This window comes from Actinomadura sp. NPDC049382 (assembly GCF_040677125.1).
Taxonomy (GTDB): Bacteria; Actinomycetota; Actinomycetes; order Streptosporangiales; family Streptosporangiaceae; genus Spirillospora; species Spirillospora geliboluensis.
Genome location: NZ_JBFARO010000194.1, coordinates 1 through 10795 on the forward strand (window position 1 = coordinate 1; position 10795 = coordinate 10795).

Below are 10795 nucleotides of genomic sequence, written 5' to 3' on the forward strand. Positions count from 1 at the left end.
CGCCCATCGCCCGCCTCCCCCGCCGCGCCGCCCCCCGCCGGGCCGCCGTCCGGCGGGTCCTCCTCCGGGTGGTGGAACCGGCGGACCAGGCGGTCCCGCACCTCGCGGGTGTGCCGGCGGCTGACCTGCAGGAGCTCGTCGCCGATCCGGACGGCGGCGCGGCCGCCGTCGAACCGGACCTCGGTGATGTGCGCGGACGCGACCAGGGTGCTGCGGTGGATCCGGATGAACCCGGCGGTCTCCCACCGCTTCGACAGCGCCGACAGCGGCATCCGGACCAGGTACCCGCCGTCGGCGGTGTGCAGCCGGACGTAGTCGCCCTGCGCCTCCACGTGCGTCACCGTCCGGCGGGAGACGAGCCTCGTGCGGCCGCCGAGCTCGACGGGGATCAGCTCGTCGTCGGGCGCGGGGCCCTCCGGCGCGGGCGGGGCCGTGCGGTGCACGGCCTCGGCGACCCGGCGCACCGACTCGGCGAGCCGCTCCGGCCGGACCGGCTTCAGCAGGTAGTCGAGCGCGCCCAGCTCGTAGGCGGTGACGGCGCAGTCGTCGTGCGCGGTCACGAACACCACGTGCGGGGGCGCGGAGAACCCGGTGAGCAGCCGGGTGAAGTCGAGCCCGTCGAGGCCCGGCATCCGGATGTCCAGGAACACGGCGTCGAGGCGCTCCCCCTCCACGAGCATGCGGCTCAGGTCGCGGAGCGCGCACGAGGCGTCCCCCGCGCCGGTGACCTGCCCGATCCGCGGGTCCTGGCGGAGGAGATAGGCCAGTTCCTCCAATGCGGGGCGTTCATCGTCGACGGCGAGGACGTGGAGCATGAGGGCGACTTTGCCGCGATTACCGTCCGTCCGCAATCGATTCCAAGAAGTGAGTGTCGCGCCGAGGGGCGGGGCGTCACTCCGGAAAGACCCCTGGGCGGCACTTCGGAACGCGCAATCTGACCTTGGTTCCGGCGCCGAGCGCTGTCTCGACGGTGAGCCCGTAGTCGTCGCCGTAGACCTGGCGCAGCCGCTCGTCGACGTTGGCGAGGCCGATGCCCGGGTCGCCGCGCCCGTCCCGGCGGGGCCGCGCCGGGACGCTGCCCCAGCCGGTCGGGCCGGGCCGGCCGACCGGCGCGGACAGGATCTCCTGGAGCCGCTCGGGGTCCATGCCGGCGCCGTCGTCCTCCACGCTGATCGCGGCCTCCGCCCCCGAGTCGCGCGCGACGATCGCGATGTGGAACTGCCCGCGCCGCCCCGCCATGCCGTGCCGGACGGCGTTCTCGACGAGCGGCTGCAGGGCCAGGAACGGGACCGCGACCGGCAGCACCTCCGGCGCCACGTCGACGCTGCACTTCAGCCGCTCGCCGAACCTGGCCCGCTCCAGCAGCAGGTAGCGGTCGATGGAGCGCAGCTCGTCGGCGAGGGTGGTGAAGTCGCGGCCGTCGCGGAAGGAGTAGCGGGCGAAGTCGGCGAAGTCCAGCAGCAGGGCGCGGGCGCGGGCGGGGTCGGTGCGGACGAACGAGGCGATCGTGGTCAGCGAGTTGTAGACGAAGTGCGGGGAGATCTGGGCGCGCAGCGCCCGCGTCTCGGCCTCGCCGAGCCGGACGCGGGCCGTGTCCAGCTCGGCCAGCTCCAGCTGCCCGGCGACGAACCGGGCGGCCTCGCCGACGGCGCGGATCCGCGCCGCCGTCACGCTCCGCCAGTACGCGGTGAGCGTGCCCTCGACCCGTCCCGCCACGGTGAGCGGCGCGGTCAGCGCGACCAGGACGGGGCAGTGCGGATCGGCGCAGCCGACCGGCTCCGGGGCGCCGGCCCTCGGGCGGCCGGACGCGAGCACGGGCACCGCGAGCCCGACGGCCTCGGCCGCGTGGGCGCCGCCGCCGGCGCCGTCCCAGGCCAGCAGCCGGGGCGCCACCCGGACCGGGTCACCGCCCGCCGCACCGCCGGGGCCGCCCGCGGCGTCCTCGGGGCGCACCGCGACGATCGCGACCGCCTCGGCGCCGAGCAGCGGCCGGAGCTCGCGCGCCGCCTTCCGCGCGGCCTCGCCGGTCAGCCCGGCGCGCAGCGGCGGCGACGCCCGCGCGATCAGGCCCAGGGCCGCGAACGCCGCCTCCTCGGCCGGGTCGGCGGGCGCGCGGCGCGGCAGGCGGAACCACCGGCGCAGCGCCCAGACCTCGGAGGCGGCGCCGGCGGCCGCGGCGTGGACCGCGGCATCTGCGACGGACGGTAGGACCATGACGACTTACGGTAACGTCTACCGTCCCCGGCGGTCCGGTCGTTGCCCATTTACGAATGTCTCGGATAGGCCACACCCGGCCGCGCGTCCGGTGCCACGGCCCCGGCGCCCTCTCACAGGGGCGGGGACTCGCCCTCGTCCTCCTGGTAGGAGTACCGCTGCTCCCGCCACGGGTCGGCGACGTTGTGGTAGCCGCGCTCCTCCCAGAAGCCGCGGCGGTCCTTCACCAGGTACTCGACGCCGCGGACCCACTTCACGCTCTTCCACGCGTACAGGTGCGGGACGACGATGCGCACGGGGAACCCGTGGTCGGCGGTCAGCCGCTCGCCGCCGTGGTGGGTGGCGAACATGGTCCCGTCGGCGAGGAAGTCGCTCATCCGGATGTTGGCGCTGTAGCCGTACTCGGCCCAGACCATCACGTGGGTGACGTCCGGCGCGGGGGGCGCCAGCTCCACGATCGCCGTGCCGGGGACGCCCTCCCACTCGTTGCCGGGGATCGTGAACTTGGTGACGCAGTGGAAGTCGGAGACCGCCCCGGTCCTCGGCAGCGCGTCGAACTCGTCCCAGGTCCAGCGGTGCTGCCCGCCGGACTCGGTCGCGCCGAAGACCCGGAAGTCCCAGTCCGCGGGACGGAACTTCGGCACGGGGCCGTAGTGCAGGACGGGCCAGCCGCGGGGGACGTACTGCCCCGGCGGCAGGTCCCGCGGCTGCGGTGCGGAGTTCTCGGGGTGGGTCATGACGCGGCCATCCTGCCATCCGGCGTGAGCTGAGCCATATTCGGGGGCGGTGCGAATGGCCGCCGCGCGCATCGGATACGCTTGGGCCCGTGCGCAACGTCGTCTATTTCTTTTGGTACGGCCAGCCCGGGCGGCTGGTCTGCCAGACGCTGCGCTGACAGACCACGGAACGAGAAGCCCCGGGCCCAGTGGCCCGGGGCTTTCTCTGTTTCAGGGGTCGTCCGCGGGGCCCACCGGGGTTCCGGGCGAAACAGGAGAGGCAGCACACGCATGGTCGTCGTCATGGCCCCGGAGGCCAACGAAGCGGATATCAAGGCCGTCGTCTCACTGGTCGAGACGGCGGGAGGTGACGCCTTCGTCAGCCGCGGCGTGGAGCGGACCATCGTCGGGCTCGTCGGCGACGTCCAGCAGTTCGGCACCCTCAACCTGCGCGGGATGCGCGGCGTCACCGACGTGATCCGCATCTCGGCGCCCTACAAGCTGGTGAGCCGGGAGAACCACGGCGAGCGCTCGGTGGTGCGGGTCGGCGGCGTGCCGATCGGCCCCGGCACGATGACGCTGATCGCCGGCCCGTGCGCCGTGGAGACCCCGGAGCAGACCCTCGGCGCCGCGCAGATGGCGCAGGCCGCGGGCGCGACGCTGCTGCGCGGCGGCGCGTTCAAGCCGCGCACGTCCCCGTACGCCTTCCAGGGCCTCGGCGAGGCGGGCCTGCGCATCCTCGCGGACGTGCGGGCGGAGACGGGCATGCCGATCGTCACCGAGGTGGTGGACGCCGGCGACGTCGAACTGGTCGCCTCCTACGCGGACATGCTGCAGATCGGCACCCGCAACGCGCAGAACTTCGCCCTCCTGCAGGCCGCGGGCGAGTCCGGCAAGCCGGTCATGCTCAAGCGCGGCATGAACGGGACGATCGAGGAGTGGCTGATGGCCGCCGAGTACGTCGCGCAGCGCGGCAACCTCGACATCGTGCTGTGCGAGCGCGGCATCCGCACGTTCGAGAAGGCCACCCGCAACACCCTCGACATCTCCGCGGTCCCGGTGGCGCAGCGCCTCTCCCACCTGCCGGTGATCGTGGACCCGTCGCACTCGGGCGGCAGCCGCGACCTCGTCCTGCCGCTGACCCGCGCCGCGATCGCGGTCGGCGCCGACGGCGTGATCATCGACGTGCACCCGCACCCGGAGACCGCCCTCTGCGACGGCCCGCAGGCCCTGGTGGACGGCGACCTCCGCGAACTGGCCAAGCTCGTCCGCGACCTGCCCCCGCTGGTGGACCGCGCCCTCACCCAGGCCGAAGACCCCGACGCCGTCCCGGCCTGAGTCCCGCCCGACCCGTGCCCGGCACGGGACGGTATCGTCCCCCGTGTGGCGTACTGGGTTTCCGATTGCGGGCCGCCGCGCTCCTGACGGGGCGCGGCGACCGCACTCGTAGCGAGTTCTGACCCCGGCCCGGCGCGGACCCGCGCCCGGCCGGCGTCCTCCTGCGCCCCGAATCCGGATCTTCTTCGTCCGATTCGAGGTCAGGAGCCTCAGTGTCACAGCACACCTTCCTCCGGCATGCGTCCGGACGGGCCGCCCGCGCCCGGTCCGGCGGCGGTGCCGACGTCCTGCTGGCGGCGTCCCTGTGGGGGACGACGGGGACCGTCCGCACGTTCGCCGAGGGCGCGTCGGCGTTCTCGGTCGCCGCGATCCGCATCGTCATCGGCGGCGCCGTCCTGCTGGTGCTCGCGGCGTGCACGCGCCGGGGCGCCGGGCTGCGGCGGCTGCTCGGGAACCGCCGCAACCTGCCGCTGGTCGGCGTGGGCGCGGTCGCGATCGCGGTGTACCAGACCGCGTTCTTCGTCGCGGCGGGCCGCACCGGCGTGGCGGTGGGCACGGTCGTCACGATCGGCAGCGCGCCCGCCTTCACCGGCGTGATCGGGCTGCTCGCCCGCGGGACGCGCCCGACCGGCCGGTGGGCGGCGGCGACCGCGGGCGCCGTCGCGGGCTGCGCGCTGCTCATCGGCGGCGGCCGGGACGCCGGCGTCGAGCCGGTGGGCATCGCCCTGGCGCTGCTGTCCGGGCTGGCGTACGCGGGGTACGCGACGGTCGCGTCCGTCCTCATCGGGCGCGGCGAGGAGGACCGGGCGGTCGCCGGGGCGCTGTTCGCGGCGGCGGCCGTCCCGCTGCTCCCGGTGCTGTCCTCCGGGTCGGGGTGGCTGCTCACCGGGTCGGGCGCGCTGATCGCGCTCTACCTCGGCGTGGTCACCACCGGCGGCGGCTACCTGCTGTTCGCACGCGGCCTGCGCACCACCCCCGCCACGACGGCGACCACGCTGACGCTGGCGGAGCCGGCGGTGGCCGCGGTGCTCGGCATGGTCCTGCTGGACGAGCGGCTGGGCGGCGCCGCGCTGGCCGGGCTGGCGCTGCTGGCCGCGAGCCTGGTCGTGCTGATCGCACCGGCCCGGTGGAGAACGCGGCGGTAACGAAATGGTCTGGACCATTGGCCGGAACCGGCGCGGCGAGGATGATGTCCGGCATGACGATGGGCGATGGTGACGCCGGGGGGCGGTTGTTCCCGGAGGACCTCGACGGCGTCGACCCGGTCGCCGCGGTGCGGCTCGCGGACGCCTGCCGCGCCCTGTCCGCCTATCCGGAGCTCGTGGCCGTGGGCACGCTGTTCACGGCCGCCGAGCGGGTCCCGGGCGGGTGGCAGGTCGTGTGCCCGTGCGATCCGCTGCCGCAGGGCGCCCGCGAGCTGCTGGCCGGCCGGCTGGAGGACCTGGCGGCGCTCGCGGGCGGCGCGCCGGAGGACGAGCTGCTCGCCGCCGCGCGCGCCGTGCAGCGCGAGGCGGCCGACGAGGTCGCCGCGGGCGGGCGGCGGTTCCGGATCGTGCGGATCGAGCAGCTCGTCCGCACCGGCCCGGACGGCCCGGAGCCGCCCCGCCCCACGGACCCGGACCCGCGGCCGGGTGCGGGGCGCGCCGCGGCCGTCCGCCCGTACGAGCTGCTGCCCGAGGACGGCCCGGTGTCCGAGCCGGCGGCGGCCGAGCTGCTGTGCCAGGTGCTGGACGCGGCCGCGGCGGCGGGGCACGAGCCGTCCGGCGCGTTCCTCACCCCGGTCGCGCTGGCGCCCGCGTTCACGGTCGCCGAGCGCAGCGAGCGGCGCTGGCGCCCGGTCGGCCGGCTGCACGCCGCCCCGCGGCAGGCCCGCGACGCGCTGATCACCTATTTCCGGCACGTGGTGCCGGCGGTGGAGAGCCCGGCCGACGCGGACGTCGCCCGGTTCGCCGAGGCGGCGGACCTGCTGGAGGCCGAGCCCCGCCGCAACGGCATCGCGGTGGCGGGCCGCCGGTTCCGCATCGTCCGCATCGAGCGGATCACGCTGATGGGCCCGGACGGCCCCGAGCCCCCGCGCCCCACGGACTTCGACGCCCGTTAGGGGCCGACCGGAGCGCTAGCGGAGGTCGGCCCCTAACGGGCCGCTCTTTGCGGGGGGTGTGGGGGGTTGCCCCCCACAATGAAACGCTGAGGGGCCGACCGGAGCGCTAGCGGAGGGCGGACACTCAGCGGGCGTCTCTTTGCGGGGGGTGTGGGGGGTTGCCCCCCACGATGAAACGCTGAGGGGCGCGGGTCAGGTGGAGGTGTCGCCGTAGACCGGGCGGTGCTCCTGGACGGATTCGGCGAGGTGGTCGGCGAGTTCGTCGACGTCGAGGCGCTTCTCGATGCGGCGGAGGTCGTCGATCTTGGCCTTGGTCTCGGCGCGGCGGGGCGCGAGCATGGTGCAGCAGTCCTCGTCGGGCAGCTCGGAGATCGACAGGGTGCGGATGCGGCGCGCCTGGTCCATGATCTCGCTCTTGTCCATGCCGACGAGGGGCCGCAGGATCGGCAGCTCCACGGCGTCGTCCAGCGCGGTGATGTTGGTGAGCGTCTGGCTGGACACCTGGCCGAGCGCGTCGCCGGTGATCAGCGCGCCGCCGCGCAGCCGGCGGGCGAGGACCTCGCCGGTGCGCAGCATCAGCCGGCGCTGCGCGATCACGGCGAGCCGGTCCGCGCCGGACGACTTGATCTGCTGCTGCGCCTTGCCGAACGGGACGACGAACAGCCGGGACCCGCCCTGGAACTTGTCCAGCTCGCGGACCAGCGCGTACGCCTTGTAGATCGACTCGGGGCCGGTGAACGGCATGCCGGAGAAGTGCAGGTAGTCGACGCGCAGGCCGCGGCGCATCATGCGGTAGGCGGCGACGGGCGAGTCGATGCCGCCGGACATCAGCACGAGGGCGCGGCCGCTCATCCCGACGGGGAGGCCGCCCTGGCCGGGCAGCCCGCCGGAGTAGACGAACACCTCGTCGCGGTCGACCTCGATGGACAGGGTGTGCTCGGGGTCCTTGAGCTTGACGGGCTGGCCGTAGCGCTCGGCGACGAGCCCGCCGATGTGCCGGTCGAGCTCGGTGGAGGTCATCGGGAAGCGCTTGTCGCGGCGCCGGGACCGGACGGCGAAGGTGCCGGTGCGGCCGTCCATGAGTTCGAGGGCGGCGCGCTCGACGCTGGCGAGGTCCTTGCCGACCCGCCAGGCGCGGTGCGCCCACACGATGCCCATGACGTCGGTCACCCGCTGCGCGACGCGTTCCATGGTGGCCAGGTCGGCGTCGTGCTTGCGGATGATGAACACGCCGTGGCGGCGGACGACGTCGACGCGGGCGATCGGCCGGACGGCCAGCCGCACGTTGTCGGCGAGGCGGCGCTCGAACAGTTCGCGGTTCTTGCCCTTGAGGACGACCTCGCCCAGTTTGAGCAGCACGCACGGCTCGCCGTCGACCGGCGACTGCTCCCGGACGTCCGCCGGCGCGGTGTCGAGCGTGGTCATGCGTGATCCTCCTGGCGGGAGCAGGTCTAGGGGTGGGCTTCTAGTGTGGCCCACAGTGGGCAACACCGCGACCTGGAAAACGTGTTCCCGCCAGGAGGACCGGATCAGCCGAAGAAGACCTCGGCCTCGGCGTAGCGCTCGAGCGGGACGGTCTTCAGCTCCTTGGTCGCCTCGTCCAGTCCGACGCGGACGATGTCGGTGCCCTGGAGCGCGACCATCTTGCCGAAGTCGCCGTCCTTGACGGCGTCGATGGCCTGGAGGCCGAAGCGGGTGGCGAGGACGCGGTCGAACGCGGTGGGGGTGCCGCCGCGCTGGATGTGCCCGAGCACGGTGGCGCGGGCCTCCTTGCCGGTGCGCTTCTCGATCTCGTCGGCGAGGGCCTGGCCGATGCCGCCGAGCCGGACGTGCCCGAACGCGTCCCGCTCGCCGGTCTGCAGCTGCATCTGCCCGTCGACCGGGTGGGCGCCCTCGGACACGACGATGATCGGCGCGTACCGGGTCTTGAACCGGCTCTCCACGTACTGGCAGACCTTCTCGATGTCGAAGGGCCGCTCGGGGATGAGGATGACGTTGGCGCCGGCGGCCATGCCGACGTGCAGCGCTATCCAGCCCGCGTGCCGGCCCATGACCTCGCAGATCAGCGCGCGGTGGTGGCTCTCGGCGGTGGTGTGCAGCCGGTCGACGGCCTCCATGCCGATGTTGACGGCGGTGTCGAACCCGAACGTGTAGTCGGTCGCGTTCAGGTCGTTGTCGATCGTCTTCGGGACGCCGACGACGTTGACGCCGTTGGCGTACAGTTCGCGCGCGACGCCGAGGGTGTCCTCGCCGCCGATGGCGATCAGGGCGTCCACGCCGAGGCCGGCGAGGTTGTCCTTGATCCGCTCGATGCCGCCCTCGACCTTGACCGGGTTGGTCCGGGACGAGCCGAGGATCGTGCCGCCGCGCGGCAGGATCCCGCGCACGGCCTGGACGTCGAGGGCCACGGTGTCGCCTTCGAGGGGCCCGCGCCAGCCGGCCCGGAAGCCCACGAACTCGTAGCCGAAGACCTGCACGCCCTTCCGGACGACCGCGCGGATCACCGCGTTCAGTCCGGGGCAGTCCCCGCCTCCGGTCAGCACTCCGACGCGCATGCCGTCTCCTTCTCCCGCCACCGGGCTCCTCCCTCGATTCACAGGCCCGAACATACGGCCACGGTGCCGGCGCGTCCGGGCGTCCCGGCGCGCCGCCATTGGTCTAGACCATAGCCGCTGCCGGGGGCGGCGGCACACCGTTCACCCCGCAACGCGCGGGCCGGTGGGACGCACCCGTCCGAAGACCCGGACGTACCCGCGAACCAGCACCGTCACTCCCCCGGCCTGTGGTGCGCGGCGGCCGTGCGGGGACGTCGGCGGGGACTCGCCGTCATATGACCACCGGACCCCTGGCGAGCGCCAGTTCCCGCGCCGCGTCCGCGCCGAGATCATCGCGGCGTGCCCGCGCAAAGTCTCACCCGTCTCGAATGGCCCACGGGCCGACGCGCGGCCCCCGGCTAGTCCTCTTGGTCGAGGCCCTTCTCGATGGCGTAGCGGACGAGTTCGACGCGGTTGTGGAGCTGGAGCTTGCCGAGGGTGTTCTGCACGTGGTTCTGCACCGTGCGGTGGGACAGCACGAGGCGCTGCGCGATCTGCTTGTAGGTCAGCCCCTTCGCGACGAGCCGCAGCACCTCCGTCTCGCGGTCGGTGAGGCGGGGGGCGTCGTCGTCGGCGCGCGCGGGCGCGGCGGCGAGGCGGCGGTACTCGCCGAGGACGAGGCCGGCGAGGCCCGGGGTGAAGACGGCGTCGCCCTCCCCCGTCCGGCGGACGGCGTCGAGGAACTCCTCGCGGGCGGCGGACTTCAGCAGGTACCCGGTCGCGCCCGCCTTCACGGCCTCCAGGACGTCCTGCTGCTCCCCGCTCGCCGACAGCACCAGCACCCGGACGGGCGGGTCGGCGGCGGCGAGGTGGCGGGTGACCTCGACGCCGCTCAGGTCGGGCAGCTGGAGGTCGACCACGGCGACCTGGGGGCGCGCGGCGGCGGCGATCCGGACGGCGGCGCGGCCCTCCCCGGCGGTGGCGACCACGTCGTGCCCGGCCTCGGCGAGGTCGCGGGCGACGGCCTCACGCCACATCGGGTGGTCGTCCACGACCATGACTCGCAGGCTCACGTTCACACCCTAAGCCGGACGATCCGGGCGGCGGGGCACGGTCATCTCGATCTCGGTGCCCTCGCCGGGCGCGGAGGCGATCGCGACGGTGCCGCCGAGGTCGGCGACGCGGCCCCGGATCGACTGGGCGACGCCGAGCCGCCCGTCGGACGCCGCCTCGTCCAGCCGGCCCGGGGGCATGCCGGGGCCGTCGTCGCGGACGCTCACGGCGACCCCGTCCGCGCCGTCCTCCAGCAGCACCCACGCGCGGGCGCCGTCGCCGCAGTGCCGCCGGACGTTGTCCAGCGCCGCCGCGACGGCCGCCGCGACCTCGCGGGCGGCGTGGGCCGGGAGCCGCACCTCCGTCGCCGGCGTCGAGACCGTGACGGACGTGGACGCGTGCGCGGTCAGCAGCGGGCGCAGGTCGGCGTCGGCGGCCGCGTCGGCCCGTGCGGGGACCGCCGGGGCGGTGCCGATGAGGGCGCGCAGCGCGGCCTCCTGCTCCCCCGCCAGCCGGCCCAGCTCGGCCGCTTCGCCGCCGAGCTCGCCGCCGCGCCGCTGCACCATGGCGAGGACCTGCAGCACCGAGTCGTGGATGCGGCGGGCCAGCCGCTCGCGCTCCCGGTTCGCCGACTCCAGCTCGACCGCTCGGGCCAGCCGCGCCTCGGCCTCCCGCGCCAGCCGGACGACGTGCCCCACGACGAGCCCGGCGAGCACCAGCAGCACAATGCCGTTGAAGGTCGTGCTGCCGATGCCGCCGCTCGTCCCGGCGATCGCGTGGACCAGCAGGTTCGCGGCGGCCAGCACGAGCGCGGCGGTGAGGCCGAGCCGCCGCCCGCC

Annotated in this window: 10 protein-coding genes; 3 read left to right on the top strand and 7 right to left on the bottom strand. The window is 74.8% G+C overall.

Annotated elements, in window-relative coordinates:
- From AB0K34_RS44310 to AB0K34_RS44320, 3 genes are all read right to left on the bottom strand, one after another.
- The coding region (locus AB0K34_RS44310) for a LytTR family DNA-binding domain-containing protein (protein ID WP_301176252.1) at positions 1 to 815 on the bottom strand (815 nt) is incomplete at its 3' end.
- A 76-nt stretch (positions 816 to 891) separates the two neighbouring features.
- Positions 892 to 2214 (bottom strand): histidine kinase, encoded by a 1323-nt coding sequence (locus tag AB0K34_RS44315; protein WP_364554534.1) that lies wholly within the window; start codon positions 2212 to 2214, stop codon positions 892 to 894.
- A 113-nt stretch (positions 2215 to 2327) separates the two neighbouring features.
- Positions 2328 to 2951, bottom strand: coding sequence for a sulfite oxidase-like oxidoreductase (locus AB0K34_RS44320; protein ID WP_301176254.1), 624 nt, complete (start codon positions 2949 to 2951; stop codon positions 2328 to 2330).
- A gap of 270 nt (positions 2952 to 3221) precedes the next feature.
- On the opposite strand from AB0K34_RS44320, the gene aroF reads away from it, so the two are divergent.
- From aroF to AB0K34_RS44335, 3 genes are all read left to right on the top strand, one after another.
- Positions 3222 to 4268 (top strand): 3-deoxy-7-phosphoheptulonate synthase, encoded by a 1047-nt coding sequence (gene aroF / locus AB0K34_RS44325; protein WP_301176255.1) that lies wholly within the window; start codon positions 3222 to 3224, stop codon positions 4266 to 4268.
- A gap of 212 nt (positions 4269 to 4480) precedes the next feature.
- Entirely contained in the window at positions 4481 to 5413 is a 933-nt protein-coding gene (locus AB0K34_RS44330; RefSeq protein WP_301176256.1) for an EamA family transporter, read from the top strand.
- A gap of 53 nt (positions 5414 to 5466) precedes the next feature.
- Entirely contained in the window at positions 5467 to 6369 is a 903-nt protein-coding gene (locus AB0K34_RS44335; RefSeq protein ID WP_301176257.1) for a DUF5954 family protein, read from the top strand.
- 192 nt (positions 6370 to 6561) lie between these two features.
- Here AB0K34_RS44335 and thiI read toward each other — a convergent pair whose 3' ends face one another.
- From thiI to AB0K34_RS44355, 4 genes are all read right to left on the bottom strand, one after another.
- Entirely contained in the window at positions 6562 to 7794 is a 1233-nt protein-coding gene (gene thiI, locus AB0K34_RS44340; RefSeq protein WP_138642144.1) for a tRNA uracil 4-sulfurtransferase ThiI, read from the bottom strand.
- A 104-nt stretch (positions 7795 to 7898) separates the two neighbouring features.
- Positions 7899 to 8924 carry a 6-phosphofructokinase gene (locus AB0K34_RS44345; RefSeq protein WP_138642145.1) on the bottom strand — a complete coding sequence of 342 codons (1026 nt, stop codon included), beginning with the start codon at positions 8922 to 8924 and terminating at the stop codon, positions 7899 to 7901.
- Positions 8925 to 9322: 398 nt separating this feature from the next.
- Entirely contained in the window at positions 9323 to 9961 is a 639-nt protein-coding gene (locus AB0K34_RS44350) for a response regulator transcription factor (protein ID WP_171069547.1), read from the bottom strand.
- 24 nt (positions 9962 to 9985) lie between these two features.
- On the bottom strand, positions 9986 to 10795 hold an 810-nt coding region (locus AB0K34_RS44355), incomplete at its 5' end, for an ATP-binding protein (protein ID WP_364554538.1).